General features: G+C 66.7%; 16 protein-coding genes. 12 read left to right on the forward strand and 4 right to left on the reverse strand.

What is annotated here, in order from left to right; genetic code table 11:
* Positions 1-30 precede the first annotated feature (30 nt).
* From AVZ66_RS02190 to mce, 4 genes are read left to right on the forward strand one after another with little or no spacing between them, the layout of a single operon-like run.
* A complete protein-coding gene (locus tag AVZ66_RS02190; protein WP_058981381.1) occupies positions 31-1,089 on the forward strand; it encodes a S66 peptidase family protein in 1,059 nt (352 codons plus the stop codon).
* A gap of 39 nt (positions 1,090-1,128) precedes the next feature.
* Positions 1,129-2,811, forward strand: a complete 1,683-nt coding sequence (locus tag AVZ66_RS02195) for a methylmalonyl-CoA mutase (RefSeq protein ID WP_058981383.1) — start codon at positions 1,129-1,131, stop codon at positions 2,809-2,811.
* Positions 2,812-2,870: 59 nt separating this feature from the next.
* Positions 2,871-3,827, forward strand: coding sequence for an oxidoreductase (locus AVZ66_RS02200; RefSeq protein WP_058981385.1), 957 nt, complete (start codon positions 2,871-2,873; stop codon positions 3,825-3,827).
* Positions 3,828-3,882: 55 nt separating this feature from the next.
* Positions 3,883-4,272 carry a methylmalonyl-CoA epimerase gene (gene mce, locus AVZ66_RS02205; RefSeq protein WP_058981387.1) on the forward strand — a complete coding sequence of 130 codons (390 nt, stop codon included), beginning with the start codon at positions 3,883-3,885 and terminating at the stop codon, positions 4,270-4,272.
* On the opposite strand, the gene AVZ66_RS02210 is transcribed toward mce, so the two are convergent.
* Together AVZ66_RS02210 and AVZ66_RS02215 are read right to left on the reverse strand one after the other, a co-directional pair.
* Positions 4,269-4,787, reverse strand: a complete 519-nt coding sequence (locus AVZ66_RS02210) for an NUDIX hydrolase (RefSeq protein ID WP_058981389.1) — start codon at positions 4,785-4,787, stop codon at positions 4,269-4,271. The genes mce and AVZ66_RS02210 overlap by 4 nt on opposite strands.
* A gap of 73 nt (positions 4,788-4,860) precedes the next feature.
* Entirely contained in the window at positions 4,861-5,502 is a 642-nt protein-coding gene (locus tag AVZ66_RS02215; RefSeq protein WP_058981391.1) for an FAD-dependent oxidoreductase, read from the reverse strand.
* 275 nt (positions 5,503-5,777) lie between these two features.
* On the opposite strand from AVZ66_RS02215, the gene AVZ66_RS02220 reads away from it, so the two are divergent.
* The 5 genes from AVZ66_RS02220 (at position 5,778) to AVZ66_RS02240 (ending at position 12,064) form a co-directional block, all read left to right on the forward strand.
* Entirely contained in the window at positions 5,778-7,520 is a 1,743-nt protein-coding gene (locus tag AVZ66_RS02220; RefSeq protein ID WP_058981393.1) for a 2-oxoacid:acceptor oxidoreductase subunit alpha, read from the forward strand.
* Between the two features lie 3 nt (positions 7,521-7,523).
* Positions 7,524-8,393, forward strand: coding sequence for a 2-oxoacid:ferredoxin oxidoreductase subunit beta (locus tag AVZ66_RS02225; RefSeq protein ID WP_058981394.1), 870 nt, complete (start codon positions 7,524-7,526; stop codon positions 8,391-8,393).
* A 264-nt stretch (positions 8,394-8,657) separates the two neighbouring features.
* Entirely contained in the window at positions 8,658-9,731 is a 1,074-nt protein-coding gene (locus tag AVZ66_RS02230; protein ID WP_058981396.1) for a succinylglutamate desuccinylase/aspartoacylase family protein, read from the forward strand.
* Between the two features lie 206 nt (positions 9,732-9,937).
* Complete coding sequence (locus AVZ66_RS02235) at positions 9,938-11,176, forward strand: digeranylgeranylglycerophospholipid reductase (protein WP_058981398.1); 1,239 nt, start codon at positions 9,938-9,940, stop codon at positions 11,174-11,176.
* Between the two features lie 60 nt (positions 11,177-11,236).
* Positions 11,237-12,064, forward strand: coding sequence for an aldo/keto reductase (locus AVZ66_RS02240; protein WP_058981401.1), 828 nt, complete (start codon positions 11,237-11,239; stop codon positions 12,062-12,064).
* 249 nt (positions 12,065-12,313) lie between these two features.
* Here the strand turns inward: AVZ66_RS02240 and AVZ66_RS02245 are convergent, their stop codons facing one another.
* Both AVZ66_RS02245 and AVZ66_RS02250 read right to left on the reverse strand, forming a co-directional pair.
* Complete coding sequence (locus AVZ66_RS02245; protein ID WP_058981404.1) at positions 12,314-13,285, reverse strand: phosphoadenosine phosphosulfate reductase family protein; 972 nt, start codon at positions 13,283-13,285, stop codon at positions 12,314-12,316.
* A 79-nt stretch (positions 13,286-13,364) separates the two neighbouring features.
* On the reverse strand, positions 13,365-14,369 hold the full coding sequence (locus AVZ66_RS02250; RefSeq protein ID WP_058981406.1) for a phosphate uptake regulator PhoU: 1,005 nt from the start codon (positions 14,367-14,369) through the stop codon (positions 13,365-13,367).
* A gap of 226 nt (positions 14,370-14,595) precedes the next feature.
* On the opposite strand from AVZ66_RS02250, the gene AVZ66_RS02255 reads away from it, so the two are divergent.
* The 3 genes from AVZ66_RS02255 to pstA are packed head-to-tail and all read left to right on the forward strand — an operon-like array spanning position 14,596 to position 18,269.
* A complete protein-coding gene (locus tag AVZ66_RS02255; protein WP_058981407.1) occupies positions 14,596-15,606 on the forward strand; it encodes a PstS family phosphate ABC transporter substrate-binding protein in 1,011 nt (336 codons plus the stop codon).
* A gap of 55 nt (positions 15,607-15,661) precedes the next feature.
* On the forward strand, positions 15,662-16,621 hold the full coding sequence (gene pstC / locus AVZ66_RS02260; protein ID WP_058981409.1) for a phosphate ABC transporter permease subunit PstC: 960 nt from the start codon (positions 15,662-15,664) through the stop codon (positions 16,619-16,621).
* Position 16,622: 1 nt separating this feature from the next.
* On the forward strand, positions 16,623-18,269 hold the full coding sequence (gene pstA / locus AVZ66_RS02265) for a phosphate ABC transporter permease PstA (RefSeq protein ID WP_058981419.1): 1,647 nt from the start codon (positions 16,623-16,625) through the stop codon (positions 18,267-18,269).

The raw sequence follows: 18,269 nt of genomic DNA on the forward strand, positions 1-18,269 counted from the left end.
CTTTTGTGGGGCCAGCGCAGTCCTCCCCGTATGTCGAGTGAGTTCGTCACGCCGCCCGCGATGGAGCCCGGCGATTCCGTCGCCGTCCTCGCGCCCTCTTCCGGTGGCGCCCACGACGCACCGCACCTCCTGGAACTCGGCCTGCAGCGACTCCGAGACGTCTTCGACCTCGACCCCGTGGTCTACCCGACAGCCCGGCAGAGCGACTCATTCCTCCGGGACAACCCGCGGGCGCGGGCCGCCGACATCCACGCGGCGTTCCGCGACCCCGACATCGCGGGCGTGTTCGCGACCATCGGTGGCACCGACCAGCTCCGCGTCCTGCGCCACCTCGACCCCGAGGTGCTGGGCGAACACCCGACGCGGTTCTTCGGGATGTCCGACAACTCGAATCTCGGGCTCTACCTCTGGACGCACGGCGTCGTCTCGTACAACGGCGGCCAGCTACTGAACGAGATAGCGACCCCGGGCGGCGTTCCCGAGTACACCGAACGGTACTGCCGGCGGGCGTTCTTCGAGGACCAGCTCGGCGAACTCGAATCCGCCGACGAGTGGAGCGACGCGCCGAGCCACTGGTGGACGGACCCGAGCCTGCTCGGCGAGCGCCCCGAGTACGAACCCAATCCGGGGCGCCGATGGGCCGGCGGCGAGGACGCCGTCTCCGGGCGGCTGTGGGGCGGGAGCCTCGCCATCGTCGACTGGCACCTCGCCAGCGACCGCTACCTCCCGGCGCCCGAGCGACTCGACGGCGCGGTCCTCTGTATCGAGACGGCCGAAGACCTCCCGAAGCCGATGATGGTCGGCGCGACGCTGATGGCGATGGGGGAACGCGGGCTGCTGGAGCGGTTCTCGGGCGTGCTCGTCGGGCGGCCGCCGACCCGGAGCTACCTCGACGAGCCACCGGAACCCCAGCGCCGGCGGTACCGCGAGAACCTCTACGACGCCGTCGTGGAGTGGGTCGGGCGGTACAACCCCGACGCGCCCGTGGTCTGCGGACTCGACTGGGGGCACACCAACCCCGTCGCACCGCTCCCGGTGGGCCGCGAGGTCGAAATCGACCCGTCGAGCGAGCGCATCGTCGTGCGGTAGAGCGTGCGAACTAAGGCGCCGTCCCCCGTCGGTTCGGCTATGTTCGACGACGAGGACCTCGCGGAAATCCGCGAGTCCCACGAGGAGTGGGAGGAAGACTCCCTCTCCCCGACTCTCGACCGGTTCGGGGAGCGCAAAGACGAGTTCCGGACTGACACGGGCGGGCAGGCGGTCGACGCCCTCTACACGCCCGAGGACGTGTCCGACCTCGACTACGAGGCGGACCTCGGGTTCCCCGGCGAGGACCCCTACACGCGCGGCGTCTATCCGACGATGTACCGGGGGCGTCTGTGGACGATGCGCCAGTACGCGGGCTTCGGCACGCCCGAGGAGACCAACGAGCGCTTCCACTACCTCCTCGACGAGGGACAGACCGGGCTGTCGATGGCGTTCGACCTCCCGACGCAGATGGGTTACGACTCCGACGCGACGATGGCTCAAGGCGAAGTCGGGAAGTCCGGCGTGGCAATCGACACGCTCGCGGACTTCGAGAAGGTCTTCGACGGCATCCCGCTGGACGAGGTGTCGACGTCGATGACCATCAACGCGCCCGCCAGCGTCCTCTTGGCGATGTACATTGCGGTCGGCGACCAGCAGGGCGTCGACCGCGAAGAACTCCGGGGGACCATCCAGAACGACATCCTCAAGGAGTACATCGCGCGGAACACGTACATCTTCCCGCCGGAGCCGTCGATGCGTATCATCACGGACATCTTCGAGTTCTGCGCCGCGGAGACGCCGAAGTTCAACACCATCTCCATCTCGGGGTACCACATCCGCGAGGCGGGCGCGACGGCGGCCCAGGAAATCGCGTTCACGCTCGGCGACGGCATCGAGTACGTCGAGACGGCGCTGGACGCGGGACTGGACGTCGACGAGTTCGCGCCCCAACTCTCCTTCTTCTTCAACGCCCACAACAACATCTTCGAGGAGGTCGCGAAGTTCCGCGCCGCCCGCCGCATGTGGGCGAAAATTATGGAGGAGCGCTTCGACGCACAGAACCCCAAGAGCAAGCAGTTGAAGTTCCACACGCAGACCGCGGGGTCGACGCTCACCGCCCAGCAGATCGACAACAACATCGTGCGCGTCGGCTATCAGGCGCTGGCGGCTGTCCTCGGCGGCACGCAGAGCCTCCACACGAACGGGAAAGACGAGGCGCTCTCGATTCCCACCGAGGAGTCCGTTCGTACCGCGCTGCGGACCCAGCAGATTCTCGCCCACGAGTCCGGCGCCGCGGACACCATCGACCCGCTGGCGGGGAGTTACTACGTCGAGAACCTCACCGACGAGGTCGAAGAAGAGGCCCGCGAGATTCTGGACGACGTGGACGACCGCGGCGGGATGCGGCAAGCAGTGGAAGACCAGTGGGTGCAGCGCCAGATTCAGGACGTGGCCTTCGAGCGCCAGCAGGAAATCGAGGAGGGCGACCGCATCATCGTCGGCGTCAACGAGTTCGAGGTCGAGGACGAACCCGAGGTCGACATCGAGGACGTCACCGAGGAGGACGAGCGCCGCAAAGTCGACGGCTTGGAGGACGTGAAGACCGACCGCGACGAGGAGGCCGTCGAGGCGGCGCTCGCGGACCTGAAAGATGCGGCTGAGGGCGACGAGAACGTGATGCCGTACATCGTGGACGCGGTGAAGGCGTACGCCAGCGTCGGCGAAATCTGTAACGCGCTCCGTGACGTGTTCGGCGAGCACCGGCCCGGCGCCGCGCTGTAGACGCGGCCGGCGTCGCCGCGACACCCCGTATTATGAGGCTCCCGCGTGGAGTTGAACACATGTTCAACGACAGCGGCTGGACCGCCGACGAGCTGCCCGACCAGTCCGGGCGGAACGTCGTCGTGACGGGCGCGAACAGCGGTATCGGCTACGAGGCGACGGGAGCGTTCGCGGCGGCGGGCGCCCACGTCGTGCTGGCGTGCCGGAGCGTCGAACGCGGCGAGGAGGCAGCCGACGACGTCCGCGAGAAGTACCCGGGCGCGTCGCTGACCGTCCACGAACTCGACCTCGCGGACCTCGACTCCGTGGCGGCGTTCGCGGACTGGTACGAGACGACTTACGACTCGCTGTCCGTGCTCGCGAACAACGCGGGCGTGATGGCGATTCCGCGCTCGGAGACCGCGGACGGCTTCGAGACGCAGTTCGGCGTCAACCACCTCGGGCACTTCGCGCTCACCGGCCATCTCCTCGACGTGCTGCGGCGGACGAGCGGTGCGACGCGCGTCGTCACGCAGTCCAGCATGGCCCACGAGAGCGGCGAAATCGACTTCGAGGACCTCCAGCACGAGGACGAGTACGACAAGTGGGGGGCGTACGGCCAGTCGAAGCTCGCGAACCTGCTGTTCGCGTACGAACTCGACCGCCGGCTGCGCGCCGCGAACGCCAGCGTCACCAGCGTCGCTTGCCACCCCGGGTTCGCCGCGACGAATCTCCAGTTGCGCGGCCCCGAAGCCGAGGGGTCGCGGCTGCGCCTGCTCGCGATGAAGGCCGCCAACGCCGTGCTCGCGCAGAGCGCCGAAGCGGGCGCGTGGCCGCTGCTGTACGCCGCCACGCACCCCGCCGTGGACGGCGGCGAGTATGTCGGCCCCGGTGGTTTGCTGAATATGCGCGGCCACCCCGAGGAGCAGGAGTCCAACGACCGCTCGCAGGACGAGTCGACCGCGCGCAGGCTCTGGTCGGTCTCCGAGGACCTCACTGGCGTCTCCTTCGACCTCCCCGCACCGAGCGACGACTGACGCGACGGGCGCACGCCGGAGCCTTGATGGGGTGGCGCGCGCCACCTCTGCGCGTATGCACGTCGACCACATCGGCGTCGTCACCGACGACGCTGACAGGCTCACGGGGCTGTACGGGACGCTGTTCGACGCGCCCGCAGTCCACGAAGAGACGTTCGACGGCCTCCGCGTCGTCTTCCTCGACCTCGACGGCGACGGCTACTTCGAACTCCTCGAACCGGTCGCCGCGGACACCGACATTAGCGCGTACCTCGACCGCGAGGGGCCGGGCATCCACCACGTCGCGCTCGCGACCGACGACATCGAAGCCGCGCTCGCCACCGCTCGCGAGGCGGGCGTCGAACTAATCGACGAACAACCGCGAGAAGGCGCGTGGGGTCACGACGTCGCGTTTCTCCACCCACGGGACACGGGTGGCGCGCTCGTGGAGTTCGTCCAGCACTAGTCCGCGAGAATCGCGCTGACGTGCGGGCCGATGGCGTCCGGCGGGTCCGCGGCGTCGAACCACCGCGCCTCCACGATGTCCTCGGACAGCGAGAGGTTGCGGTCGTCGGGTTCGGCCGCGAAGAACACCCACAGGCCGGTGACGCCGTCCCCGCCCTCCACGAGCGCGAACGACTGCTCGATGACGCGCTCGACGCCGGTCAGCGTACACGTCGCGCCGACGTCGTCGTGGACGCGGAACTTCGCGGTGTCCTCGTGGAACTCGCCGCGCTCCGTCGACCCGCCGGGGAAGTCCCACGCCTCGGCGTGGTCGCGGTAGCGGACGAGCAGTACCTCGTCGCCGTGTCGGAGCACGACGCGCGCGCCGCCCAGTGACCCCGATTCGGCCGCTTGCAGGCAGTCGGTGTAGACGGCGCGCGGGACGACGGTCTCCTCCTCGACGACGTGGAACGCTCCGTAGTCTCGTTCGAGGCCGGCGAGCCGCTGGCGGACTCGGTCCCGACCACTAGACGACACGGGACCACAAATGGAATCCTCGGGTTTAGTTCGTTTGGCTCCGACAGACGCCCACGGCTCCGTCTACGGGAGTCTACGGCGCGGGCCCGAAGCTCTCGACTTTCGCGGCGTCGATGTCGAAGCCGGCGGCGTCGAGGGCGCCGACGGCTGCCTCGCAGAACCCGGCGAACCCGTAGACGAACGGTACGGCGTCGGTGGGCCCGGTTAGCGACCTGACTGCGGCGTCGACGCCGTCGGAGACGAAGACGACGCGCGCGCCGGCGTCGGCGAGCGCTGCGAGGCGGTCTTCGTGGACCGGTTCGTCGTCCTGATAGACGACGGTGACGTCGGCGCCGTCAGCGAGCGCGCGCTCGCCGACCGCGACCGCCGGCCCGACGCCCGGCCCGCCCGCGAGCACGACGACGCTGTCCTCACCCTCGTAGTAGTCGTCGCCGAACGGCCCCGAGACGACGACCTCGTCGCCGGGGTCGCGCGACGCCAACCACGGCCCGAGCGTCCCTTCGGGGTCTACTTCGACCGTAATCTCGAACGTCTCCGCGACATCCGGCGAGGAGAGCGTGTAGAAGCGACCCTCGCGCTCCCCCTCGAACTCGCCGAACACCTGTACGAACTGGCCGGGCTCGGCCTCGAACCCGTCGGGGCTCTCGAACACCACGGCGACGGTGTCGGGGCCCGCGTCGCGGACTGCCCGCACCGGAACTGCTGTCTCGTCCATACGTCGGGTTCGCGCCCGCGACCCAAATGGATTCGCTTCCCGGTCGACCGACCCCCGAGCGAGCTGTCACCACGGCACAACGACAACTCGGGAATCGGAATTTCCCGGTAGACACGCGGGCGTAACGCGCGCGTGTAACGGCCGTCCATCACAGCCCCCCGGTCTATCATGGACGAATGCCCAATTATACCGGCTCGTCACCGAGAATCCGCTGTTTCGGACGGACGTACGGCTTCAGAAGCCTTTTTGCAGGGGGCACGGCTACCCCCACTCACATGCACGACGACCTGAACTGGGCCATCGGCGGCGAAGCCGGCGATGGAATCGCGTCCACCGGGAAAATTTTCGCGCAGGCGCTGTCCCGCGCGGGTCGCCACGTCTTCACGTCGAAGGACTTCGCGTCCCGAATCCGTGGCGGCTACACCGCCTACAAGGTTCGAACCTCCGTCGACGAAGTACAGAGCGTCGTCGACCGACTCGACGTCCTCATCGCGCTCACCGAGCGCACCGTCGACGAGAACCTCGACGAACTCCACGAGGAGTCGGTCATCATCTTCGACGGCGACCGAACGGAGTTCTCTGACTTCGAGGCGCCCGACGACACCGTCGGCCTCGACATCCCCCTGAAGTCGCTGGCGGAGGACGCCGGCGGCGCCATCATGCGAAACATCGTCGCGCTCGGCGCCGTCTGCGCGGTCACCGACTTCCCCATCGAGAACCTCGACGAGTCCCTCGACAAGCGCTTCGGGAACAAAGGCGAGAGCATCGTCGAGAACAACAAGGAGGCCGCTCGGCTCGGCTACGAGTACGTCAAAGACGAGTACGCCGGCGTCGAGAACTCCTACGAACTGGAGACCACCGACAACGACTACGTCCTGCTGAACGGCGACGAAGCCATCGGCATGGGCGCCATCGCCGCCGGCTGCCGGTTCTACGCCGGCTACCCCATCACGCCCGCGACGGACGTCATGGAGTACCTCACCGGCCGCATCGAGCAGTTCGGCGGCCACGTCGTTCAAGCCGAGGACGAACTCTCCGCCATCAACATGGCACTCGGCGCCGCCCGCGCCGGCGCTCGCTCGATGACCGCGACCTCCGGTCCCGGCATCGACCTGATGAGCGAGACGTTCGGCCTCGTCGCCACCAGCGAGACGCCGCTGGTCATCACGAACGTCATGCGCTCGGGCCCCTCCACGGGGATGCCCACCAAGCAAGAACAGGGCGACCTCAACATGATGCTGTACGGCGGCCACGGCGAAGTGCCGCGGTTCGTCCTCGCGCCCACGTCGGTCGCGGAGTGCTTCCACAAGACCGTCGAGGCGTTCAACCTCGCCGAGAAGTACCAGCTCCCCGTCTACCTCACCGCCGACCTCTCGATGGCGGTCACCGAGCGCACCTACGAACCCGACGAGTTCGACATGGACGAAGTCGAAATCGACCGCGGGAAGCTCGTCGACGAGGACGAAATCTCCGCGTGGCAGAACGAGAAAGACCAGTTCAAGGCCCACGCCGTCACCGCCGACGGCATCAGCCCGCGCGCCGTCCCCGGCACCAGCGGCGGTGTCCACATGTCCACCGGCCTCGAACACGACGAACTCGGGCGCCGAACCGAGGACACCGACGTCCGCGTCGAACAGGTCGACAAGCGCAACCGCAAAGTCGAGACCGCCGAGGAACGCGAGGACTTCGACTACCGCGAGTTCGGCGACACCGACGCCGACAACCTCGTCATCTCGTGGGGGTCCAACGAAGGAACCATCGTCGAAGCGCTCGGCTACCTCGACGACCTCGACGTGCGCGTGCTCTCCGTGCCCTACATCTTCCCGCGACCCGACCTCACCGAGGACGTCAACACGGCCGACGAAGTGGTCGTCGTGGAAGCCAACGCCACCGGCCAGTTCGCGGACGTCATCGAACACGACACCCTCGAACGCGTCGACCGCATCAACAAGTACGACGGCGTCGACTTCAAGGCGGACGAACTCGCCGACGAAATCAAGCAGACACTGGAGGCCTAACTCATGAGCTCAGAGAACGTCCGATTCACCGACTTCAAGTCCGATAAACAGCCGACGTGGTGCCCGGGTTGCGGCGACTTCGGCACCATGAACGGCATGATGAAAGCGCTCGCGGAGACCGGCAACACGCCCGACGACACGTTCGTCGTCGCGGGTATCGGCTGCTCCGGCAAAATCGGGACGTACATGCGCTCGTACGCGCTCCACGGCGTCCACGGCCGCGCACTCCCGGTCGGCACCGGCGCGAAGCTCGCCAACCCCGACCTCGAAGTGATGGTCGCGGGCGGCGACGGCGACGGCTACTCCATCGGCGTCGGCCACTTCATCCACGCCGTCCGCCGGAACGTCGACATCACGTACGTCGTGATGGACAACCGCATCTACGGCCTCACCAAGGGGCAGGCGTCCCCGACCAGCCGGTCCGACTTCGAGACCTCCACCACCCCCGAAGGCCCGAAGCAGCCGCCGGTCAACCCGCTCGCGCTCGCCATGTCCGCCGGCGGGTCGTTCATCGCGCAGAGCTTCTCCTCTGACGCGCTGCGCCACACCGAAATCGTCAAAGAAGCCATCGAACACGACGGCTTCAGCCTCGTCAACACGTTCAGCCCGTGTGTGACGTTCAACGACGTCGACACCTACGACTACTTCCGCGACTCCCTCGTCGACCTCTCCGAAGAAGACGACTACGACCGCCACGACTACGACCAAGCCAAGGACGCCATCCTCGACGCCGACAAAGAATACATGGGCGTCCTCTATCAGGACGAGAACTCCACGCCGTACCACGAAGCCCACGGCGTCACCGAGAACATGGCCGAGATTCCCGACGGCGCTCCCGACGGCGCCACCGACCTCGTCCGCGAGTTCTACTAGTACCTTTTTGCTGCGTTCGGGCGGCTTCGCCGCCCTCACTGGCAAAAAGCTACGCTAAAAAGCCGTCCTCACCCCCTACCGGGGGTTCGTCGGCCCGAGCGCTTCGCGCTCGGTGTCCTCACGAGTTCTGCGAGTGAGGGCTCGGCAAGCTCTGCTTGCCGGTGAACGGCGCGCTCCGCGCGCCGATGCTTCTTCGCTTTCTCTCTTTCCAGACCGCGCAGCGGCGCCGCCGTGTTTATCCTCGCTGGCCGCGAGCGTAGACGCATGACAGACGTTTCACCGGCGCCGTTCCGGTACGAGGGCGAGGTGCCGCCCGGCGAGAAGCGCCACTTGCGCTGCGAAATCGGGGAGACGTACCTCGGCGACCCCGTGGAGATGCCCGTTACCGTCGTGAACGGCGAGGCGGGCGGGCCGACTGTCGGGCTGGTCGCGGGCATCCACGGCGACGAACTGAACGGCGTGAAAGTGCTGCAGGAGGTCGCCGCCGCCTACGACCCCGCGGACCTCCACGGAACGCTGGTGTGCCTGCACGTCGTCAACGTCCCGGGCTACCTCGCCCAGCAGCGCGACATCCCCATCTACGACCAAGACCTCAACCGCTCGTTTCCGGGACGCGAGCGTGCGAACACCGCCGAGCGGATGGCCCACGAGGTGTACCGACGGTTCGTCGCTCAGTGCGACTTCGTCGTGGACTTCCACACGTCCACGCGGAACCGCACGACGATGTACCACGTGCGCGCGGACACCACTAACCCCGACGTGCAGCGCCTCGCGGAAGCGTTCGGCGCGAACGTAATTCTCGACGGGGCGGGCGACGACGCGTCGCTGCGTGGGGTCGCGACGCGCGACGGAATCCCCACGATTACCGTGGAGATGGGGAAGGCCCACCGCTTCCAGCGCCCGCTCGTCGAGAAGGCGCTGGTCGGCGTCGAGAGCGTGCTCGCGGAGTACGGCGTCCTCCCGGACGGCGAGGTGACGGTGCCGAACTGGCAGGAAGTACTGGGCGGCAACCAGGAGAAGCGGTGGCTGCGTGCGGACACCGGCGGCCTCGTGGAGATGCAGTGGGGGCCGACGCCGCTGGTCCACGAGGGCGAGACCATCTGCACCATCAGCGACCACTTCAGCACCGAGGAGCGCGTCGTCGAAGCGCCCTTCACGGGTATCCTCGTCGGCATTCTGGAGAACCCCGTGGCGGCGCCCGGCCACCCGCTCTGTCACCTCGCTCGCATCGACGCCGACACCCACGCCGAAATCGAGCGCGAAATCGAGGCCGGCGAGTTCGACGGCTACCGGCTGCTCGGCCTGCGGTGGATGGGCGACGGGGAGGAAGCCGAGTAACCCGATTCCGCCCTCTCGCGGGCGTCAGGAACGTTCCCGCGTGTTTTTTACCTGCGACGCGACTTACGTTCGAGTAACAGTGACTGCGGACGCCGACGCGGCCGGCTACGGGGACGGGCACTCGCCCGCGCGCCGACGCCCACAGCCCGGCGTCCGCACGACTATCGCGGCCCGAGCGCCGCACCCACACACCGACCCTCTACGCCATGTCTGAGCACTACGACGTCGTCGTCGCCGGCGCCGGTCCGGCAGGAGCACAGTGTGCGCGAGACCTCGCCCAGCGGGACTACGACGTCCTCGTGCTGGAAGCCGAACCCGAGGACGGGTTCCCGCGCCAGTCGAACAAGTCCACGGCGGGCACGTTCGCGTCGATGACGGGCGCGTTCGGCATTCCCGACGACGTCGTGATGCAGTACACCGACGAGGTCGTCCTCGAATCCCCGAACGAGCACTTCGTGCAGACCCAACCCGGAGCAGTGCTTGAGTTCGCGGAGTTCAAGCAGTGGCTCGTCGCGGAGGGCCGCGAGCACGGCGCCGAGTACCGCTTCGACTCGCGCGTGAACAACCCGATCATGGAGGACGGGAACATCGTCGGCGTGCAGTACGCTGGCGACGAGGAGGTGTACGCCGACATCGTCGTGGACGCGACGGGGCCGGCGGCGCCGCTCGCGAAGAAACTCGGCGTCTGCGACCTCCAGCGCCAACATCAGGCGGTCGGCATCGAGTGGGAGATGGAGGGCGTCGACGTCGACCACCCCGACTTCGCTGACCTGCGGAACGCGATGATGCTGCGCCTCGACCACGACGTCGTCCCCGGCGGCTACTCGTGGATTTTCCACACGGGCGGAGACACGGCGAAGGTCGGGCTCTGTTACATTCAGGGCGAGCGCTACCAGCAGTACGGCGACACGTCGCGCAGCATCGACGAACACCTCGAAGCGTGGCTCGACGAGGACCCGCGCTTCGAGAACGCCGAGCGCATCGCGGACACACAACAGCACCGCGGCTCCGCGCACATCCAGATGCCGGACAGCTTCAGCACGGACAACTTCATGGCCATCGGCGACACCGTCCCCACCATCGACCCGCTGTGGGGGGAGGGCATCCACAAGGGCATGGAGTCCGCTCGCGCCGCCGCCATCACCGCCGACCGCTGTCTGATGGGGACGGCGACGGACACCTCGGCGGACGCGATGGCCATCTACGACGACCTCTGGCGGAGCCGCGTCGCCCCCGACATGCGACGCCGGCTTGCGATGACGCAACTGCTGTACCTCGCGCCGAACGAGCGCTACGACCGCCTGATGGACGACCTCAACGCGATGGACGTGGAGACGCTCAGCGAGGCCAACCAGGGCGGGCTGGGCGGGCTCTCGGACCTCATTCACCTCGACGACTTGCCGCTGCTCGCGCGGTTCGCGAAACAGCGCCTCGCGGAGCGGTAGGTCGTACTGGTCCTCGCCGCCTTCCCAAGCACTAACCGCGCGCCGGCCGTCTATTCGGGTATGTCTCAGAACGAACAGCGACGCGCACCGCTGGCGAACGAGATGCCGATGCTCGGCCTCGGCACGTGGCAGAACGACGACGCCGACCAGTGCGCCGACAGCGTCCGAGCGGCGCTCGAAGCCGGCTATCGGCACATCGACACCGCGCAAGCGTACGGCAACGAGGAGGCCGTCGGCCGCGGCATCGAGGCAGCCGACGTTCCCCGCGAGGACGTCTTCCTCGCGACGAAGGTCTGGATCGAGAACCTCGCGCACGACGACGTGATTTCGACGACCGAGGAGAGCTTGGAGAAGCTCGGCGTGGATTCCGTGGACCTCCTGTACGTCCACTGGCCGTCCGGCGAGTACGACGCTGAGGAGACGCTGTCGGCGCTCCAGCAGCTCCAGGCGGACGGACTCGTCGACCGAATCGGCGTGAGCAACTTCGAGCCCCGGCACCTCGACGAGGCCCGCGACGTGCTCGGCGAGGACCCGTTCGCGAATCAGGTCGAGATGCACCCGCTGCTTCCGCAGGACGAACTCCGCGAGTACGCGGCGGGCCGCGACCTCGAACTCGTCGCGTACTCGCCGCTCGCGCGCGGCGACGTCTTCGACGTCCCCGAGATTCAGGCCGTCGCGGAGAAACACGGCGTCAGCGAAGCGCAGGTCAGCCTCGCGTGGGTTCGCGAGAAGGGCGTCACCGCCATCCCGAAGGCCACCAGCGAGGCCCACATCGTGGACAACTTCGAGAGCCTCGCGGTCGACCTCGACGACGAGGACGTCGCGAAGATCGACTCCATCGACGCCCGCGAGCGGCAGGTCGACCCTGGGTTCGCGCCGTGGAACTGAACTAGCGCAGTCACTGTAGCATTCTTTCTCCGTAGCCTCGAGAAATCGTAGCAGCGAGCATTCGCGCGAGCGAAGCGAGCGCGATTCACCGGCAAGCAGAGCTTGCCGAGCCCTCACTCGCGGAATCGTGAGGACACCGAGCGCTTCGCGCTCGGGCCGACGAACCCCCGGTAGGGGGTGAGGACGGCTTTTTAGCGTAGCTTTTTGCCAGCGAGGCGGCCGGAGGCCGCCGAGCGCAGCAAAAAGGTACTACATATACCCGAGGTCGCGCAGGCGCTCCATGAGGTCTTCTTTGTCTTGGGCGCGGCCTGCGCGCTCGGTGGTGTTTTCGAGGTCTTGGAGCCACGCGGGCTCTTCGGCGGATTTGTCGGTGGAGATTTCGCTGCCGAGCGAGCGGAAGCCCTTGAAGTACTTCGGGGAGACGGGGATGTCGTTGTGGCTGAGGCCGTTCGGGAGGTCGTCGTAGTCTTGGGGGACGTAGCCGTCGTCGGGGTACTCGTCGACCGTCTCGGGGACGACGTAGAACCAGAAGGCGTCCCAGACCGCGGCTTCGTCGAACTGGAGAATCGGCTGGATGCGGTCGTGGGGCGGGTAGACGTCGGGGTCGTGGCGCGGGCTGAAGAACGTCTCGTCGGCGCGGGCTTCCTGTTCGTCCCAGCGGATGCCGGAGAGGATGCCGTCGACGTCGTGTTCTTCGAGGGCGTTGTTGAGCGCGACCGTCTTCAGGAGGTGGTTGCCGACGTAGGTGTCCAGCAGGAACGGGAACGAGTCCTCCTCGTATTCGAGGAGGTCGCGGACGTGGTGCTGGTTCTGTTCGTTGAGCGCGTCGATGGGGATGTCGTCGCCGGGTTCGAGGTCGTTGGCGTCGACGTAGTCGCCGACGTCCTCGTTGCGGGCGTAGACGACGTCGAGGTCCCACTCGTCGGCCCAGTGGTCGACGAAGTCGTGGAGTTCGTCGAAGTGCTGGAAGTGGTCGATGAAGATGGTTGGCGGGACTTCGAGGTCGAACTTCTCGGCGACCTCTTTCACGAAGTACAGCGTGAGCGTGGAGTCCTTCCCGCCGGTCCACATGATGGCGGGGTTGTCGTACTCTTCGAGGCCCTTCCGGGTGACTTCGATGGCCTTCTCGATTTTGTCTTCGAGCGTCGGGTAGTCCTCGGGGGACTCGCCTTCGCCGTCGGTGTAGTCGACGTCCAAGTAGTCGGGGAAATCCTCGCTCATACGCCCGGAATCGACGCTGGAACGTATATGCTTGTGGTTTTGCAGTAGCGGTGTCAGTAGTCGGGGACAGCGGCAGAACTTACGGTCCAGGCGTGGGCGCGGACTTCTGGAGCGCGGTCTCGGCGATGTTGCCGCCGTAGTCTGCGCTCCGGGACAGCGAGTCGACGACGAGGCCGAGGTGCTGGGCGTGGTGGGGGTCGAGGTCGTGCAGGAGGTCGTCGATTGCGCGGGTGTGTTCGTCGATGTCGCGCACGTCGGCGCGCGCGTCGTTGGCAAGTTGCGTGGCTTCGTCGGGGTCGTCGGTAAACAGTGCCTCCATCGCGGTGGCGACGATGTCGGTGGCGTCGGCTTCGAGGTCGCCGAGCGCCGCCGCGACTTCGCCGGGGACGTCGTCGTCGAGGTCGCGGGTGACGTTCGCGATTTTCGCGGCGTGGTCGGCGACGCGTTCCAGTTGGCGGGCGCTGGAGTGGTAGTCGAAGGCTGTCTCGCGGCCGAGTCCGATCTCTTGGGCGACTTTCGGGGAGCGCAGCGCGCCGCGGAAGATGCGGGAGACGACGTACCAGAGGCGGTCGACGTCGTCGTCGCGCTCGATGACGTCGGTGGCGACGTCGAGGTCGCGGTCGCCGAGCGCGTCGACGGCGTCGCCGAGCATCGACGTGGAGATGAGGTGCATGCGGCGGACGGCGTTGTGAATCGACAGCTCCGAGGAGTCCAGGAGGTCTTGGATGACGACGCGGTTGCCGGTCTCCTCTAGGACTTCGAGGCCGACGAGGCTCTGGGTGGCGTTCCGGATGACGCGTCGCTGGTCGGCGCTGATGCGGTCGGCTTCGAGCGCGAGCACGTCGAAGCCGCTGACGTACATCGTCATCACCGCGCGCATGAGTTCGTCGCCTTCCATCCCGGAGATGTCGAGAGTCCCCTCTTCGGTGTCCGTGGGGGAGACCGGCGTCAGCAGCAGCGACCCGCTGTCGGGGTGGAAGCCGACTTCGTCGCCGGCTTCGACGTCGTGGTCGCGCGCCCAGTCTTTCGGAATCGAGACGGTGAACGTCGAACCCCCCGTGACTTGGACCTTCCTGCGTTCCATACTTCGCCGTTGAGAGTGTACCAATATAAATTCTTCCACCCATATATATCTCGTGCGTGCCACGGGGTAGTATCAAAATAGCGGCTTCTACGCCCTTCCAACGGCATTATTTGACTGTTGGGTCGTTCTCGAACTGCCGAAAAATACCTGTGGCAACGTCTACATAGGTATATCTATATAGATAACATAGTAGGGTATTTATCTACATCTCCCTCACTATCAGTTGATGACTCGCAACGAGTCGGCTGTCAGTACGCGACGCAAATTTTTGACCGGTGTCGGTGCCGTCGGCGCCGCGGCACTGGCCGGTTGTCAGAGCACCAGCGACAACGGTGGGTCGGGTGGACTCTCAGGCACCATCGACATCGCGGGGAGTTCGACCGTCTTCCCGCTCGCCACCACGATGTCGGAGGCCTTCCGCGGTGACGACGTCGGAGAGCCCCACAAGCAGGTCAACTTCAACCTGCAGTCGACCGGGACCGGTGGCGGCTTCGCGAACCACTTCTGTCCGGGCAACACCGACTTCAACAACGCCTCCCGACAGATTCGCGACCAGGAACTCCAGCAGTGCGGCGACAACGACATCGAACCCGTCGAGCTGACCGTTGCGACCGACGCGCTCACGGTCATCGTCAACAACGACCTCGACATCGACAGCATCACCGTCGAGGAACTGGCGACCATCTGGTCCGCCGAAGAGCAGCCCGAACAGTGGAGCGACGTCAACTCCGACTGGCCGGACGAACCCCTCGAACTGTACGGGCCCTCGGACGCCTCCGGCACCTACGACTACTTCATCGAATCTATCCTCCACAGCGGCGACGAGAAGCTCAGCCACCGGCAGGACTACTCCGGAACCGAGCAGGACCGGACCATCATTCAGGGCGTCGAGGGCTCCCAGTACGCGATGGGGTACATGGGCTTCGCGTACTACTCCACGAACAAGGATCAGGTGAAGGCCCTCGCCGTCGACAACGGCGACGGTGAACCCGTCAAACCCAGCCTCGAAACCGCGCGCAGCGGCGAGTACCAGCCGCTCTCCCGGCCGCTGTTCACGTACCCCGCGAAGTCCTCGCTGGCTGAAGAACACATCGCGGAGTTCACGCGCTTCTGGATCGAGAACGCTACCAGCGAGTCGCTCGTCGCCGACCGCGTCGGCTACGTGCCGCTCAGCGAGGAAGCCAAGCAAGAACAGCTCGAAGTCCTCGAGACGGCCATCGAGGAAGCGCAGAGTTAACCCCCGAAACGGCCGAACAAAGAGCTTATAGGTTCAGCATGACCCCAACAAATTAATGAGCGGCGACAGCCTGGCGGACGACCTCACTCGTCGGACCCAGAACGCGCCACCGGAGTTGCTCTCGCGGACGTTCTTCTTCGTGTGTGCCGCGCTCTCGATAGCCACGACTATCGGCCTCATCGTCTTGTTGACGACGGAGGCGGCGAAGTTCTTCACGTTCTCGGCGTCGCTGGTCGGCGTGGAGGGGCAGACGGCGACTGTCGTCGAGTTCCTCACAGGTACCGAGTGGCAACCAACTAGCGGGAAGTTCGGCGTGCTCGCGCTCGTCACGGCGACGCTGATGGTGATGATCGGGTCGTCACTCATCGCGTTGCCGCTCGGCGTCGGCACCGCAATCTACCTCAGCGAGTACGCCAGTCCGCGCGTGCGGTCAATACTCAAACCCGGGCTGGAGATTCTGGCGGGCATCCCGACGGTCGTCTACGGCTTCTTCGCCATCATCTACATCACGCCGATGCTCCAGCCGTTCGTCCCCGGACTCGGGACGTTCAACATGCTGTCGGCGTGTATCGTCGTCGGCATCATGATCATCCCGATGGTCGCGTCCATCAGCGAGGACGCGATGTCCGCCGTTCCCGAGGAACTCCGGCAGGCCGGCTACGGGATGGGCGCCACGAAGTTCGAAGTCTCGACCGGCATCGTCGTGCCGTCTGCGCTCTCGGGCATCTTCTCGTCGTTCATCCTCGCGCTCTCGCGGGCCATCGGCGAGACGATGGCGGTCACCATCGCGGCCGGGTCGACCGCGCAGTTCCTCAACCCTATCAATCCCGCCGCGTACGCCGAGCGCGCGCTCCCGATGACCGCGGCGATGATCAAACTCATCGGCGGGGACGTCACGGGCGGCGGCATCGCCTACCGGAGCGTGTTCGCCATCGGCATCACGCTGTTCGTCATCACGCTCGCCATGAACGTTATCAGCGACTACGTCGCACAGCGATACCGGGAGGAGTACTGAGATGGCAATGAACACCGAATCAGGCGGGTTCGGGCGCGTCAGCCGGACGGCGGGCACGCTGTTCCGCTACCTGCTGTTGGCGGCGACGCTGTTCGGTCTCGTCTTCGTCACGATACTGCTGGTCTACGTCGCCAACGACGCCATCCAGCCGCTGACCGCGGACCCCGGCTGGCATCTGACGTTCCTGCTCACGCTCGTGATACCGACGCTGGCGGCCGGCGCGTACGCCAACCGGCGCGGCATCGAAGCGCTCCGAACGGGCGTGTTCACCATCGGCTTCGTCGTCGTCGCGCTGATGTTCAGCGGCGGTGTCGCCATGATATTCGTCGACATCGTCGAGCCGTTGGCGTGGCTGGCGTTCCTGCTCGCGCTCGCCGTCCCCACTGCGGTCACGATGGTCGTCCTCAGATACGACCACCGCGTCCCGTTCGTCGCGCAGTTCCTCGTGACCGTCGCAGCGTTCTACCTCTCGCTGTTCGGTGTGCCCGGCCCGCTGGGTTCGCTCGCGGGCGTCCCCGCTATCGTGCCGGGCATCTTCGGATTCGTTGCGGGCCTGCCGTTCGCGCCGGCGCCGTGGCTGATGATGGCCGGGACGTTCGGCCCCGCTGTGGCGTACGTCGGAAGCCGGTACGTCGCCGGTGACCGTGACCGGCGCGCGCACGTGCTCGTCGCCGCGGCCGTCCTCGCTGTCGTCCTCGCGGGCGGCGCGCTCGGGCCGTTCGTGGGCGTCGACCCCGTGCCGGGCGTCGTCGTCGCGGCTGTCGGCCTCGCGCCGCCGCTGGTCTACGCGGCCGGCACCGCCGTCAACCGCCCCGTCGAACGCATCGGGCTGCTCGTTCCGGGCACCGTCATTGTGGGCTCGCTCGTCGGCGCCGTCGCCGTCGACATCGTCGGGTTCGCCGGCCCGCAGTCGTGGGTCGACTGGCAGTTCCTCACGGGTTCGCACAGCAGCACGGCCGCCGAAGCCGGCTTCTACCCCGCCATCGGCGGGTCGATTCTGCTGATGATGACCATCGCCGTGCTCGCGTTCCCCGTGGGCATCGGCGCCGCCGTCTACCTCGAAGAGTACGCGCCGAACAACCGCTTCACGCGCGTCATCGACGTGAATATCTCGAACCTCGCGGGCGTGCCGTCGGTCGTCTACGGCCTGCTCGGCCTCGGCCTGTTCGTCACGTACCTCGACCAGCCCCCGGGAACCGTGTTGCTCGGCGGCGCGACGCTCGGTCTGCTCATCCTCCCCATCGTCATCATCTCCGCGCGGGAAGCCATCCGCGCGGTGCCCGAGGAGACCCGGGCGGCGTCGTACGGGATGGGCGCGACCAAGTGGCAGACCGTCAAGAACGTCGTGCTGCCGCGGTCGTTCTCCGGCATCCTCACGGGCACGATTCTCGCGCTCGGGCGCGCTATCGGCGAGACGGCGCCGCTCATCATGATCGGCGCGCCGAACGTCAAGTATACGCTGCCCGCCGGACTCTCGGAGGCAGCCAGCGCGATGCCGCTGCAGGTGTACGCGTGGTCGAGCCTCTACGCCGGCGAGGAGTTCTACCAGAAGGCGGTCCCGGCGGGCGTCGTGGTGCTCGTCGCCATCCTGCTGGCGATGAACTCCATCGCCATCGTCCTGCGGAACAAGTACCAGTCCACGGAGTAA

This window comes from Halobacterium sp. CBA1132 (genome assembly GCF_001485535.1).
Lineage (GTDB): Archaea > Halobacteriota > Halobacteria > Halobacteriales > Halobacteriaceae > Halobacterium.

What these genes read in the sequence shown, in the direction of transcription:
- AVZ66_RS02230 (WP_058981396.1), top strand. Translation starts at nt 8,658, where the DNA reads ATGACAGACGTTTCACCGGCGCCGTTCCGGTACGAGGGCGAGGTGCCG.
- AVZ66_RS02255 (WP_058981407.1), top strand. Translation starts at nt 14,596, where the DNA reads ATGACTCGCAACGAGTCGGCTGTCAGTACGCGACGCAAATTTTTGACC.
- AVZ66_RS02225 (WP_058981394.1), top strand. Translation starts at nt 7,524, where the DNA reads ATGAGCTCAGAGAACGTCCGATTCACCGACTTCAAGTCCGATAAACAG.
- pstC (WP_058981409.1), top strand. Translation starts at nt 15,662, where the DNA reads ATGAGCGGCGACAGCCTGGCGGACGACCTCACTCGTCGGACCCAGAAC.
- AVZ66_RS02215 (WP_058981391.1), bottom strand. Translation starts at nt 5,502, where the DNA reads ATGGACGAGACAGCAGTTCCGGTGCGGGCAGTCCGCGACGCGGGCCCC.
- AVZ66_RS02235 (WP_058981398.1), top strand. Translation starts at nt 9,938, where the DNA reads ATGTCTGAGCACTACGACGTCGTCGTCGCCGGCGCCGGTCCGGCAGGA.
- AVZ66_RS02250 (WP_058981406.1), bottom strand. Translation starts at nt 14,369, where the DNA reads ATGGAACGCAGGAAGGTCCAAGTCACGGGGGGTTCGACGTTCACCGTC.
- AVZ66_RS02200 (WP_058981385.1), top strand. Translation starts at nt 2,871, where the DNA reads ATGTTCAACGACAGCGGCTGGACCGCCGACGAGCTGCCCGACCAGTCC.
- AVZ66_RS02195 (WP_058981383.1), top strand. Translation starts at nt 1,129, where the DNA reads ATGTTCGACGACGAGGACCTCGCGGAAATCCGCGAGTCCCACGAGGAG.
- AVZ66_RS02220 (WP_058981393.1), top strand. Translation starts at nt 5,778, where the DNA reads ATGCACGACGACCTGAACTGGGCCATCGGCGGCGAAGCCGGCGATGGA.
- AVZ66_RS02190 (WP_058981381.1), top strand. Translation starts at nt 31, where the DNA reads ATGTCGAGTGAGTTCGTCACGCCGCCCGCGATGGAGCCCGGCGATTCC.
- mce (WP_058981387.1), top strand. Translation starts at nt 3,883, where the DNA reads ATGCACGTCGACCACATCGGCGTCGTCACCGACGACGCTGACAGGCTC.
- AVZ66_RS02240 (WP_058981401.1), top strand. Translation starts at nt 11,237, where the DNA reads ATGTCTCAGAACGAACAGCGACGCGCACCGCTGGCGAACGAGATGCCG.
- pstA (WP_058981419.1), top strand. Translation starts at nt 16,623, where the DNA reads ATGGCAATGAACACCGAATCAGGCGGGTTCGGGCGCGTCAGCCGGACG.
- AVZ66_RS02245 (WP_058981404.1), bottom strand. Translation starts at nt 13,285, where the DNA reads ATGAGCGAGGATTTCCCCGACTACTTGGACGTCGACTACACCGACGGC.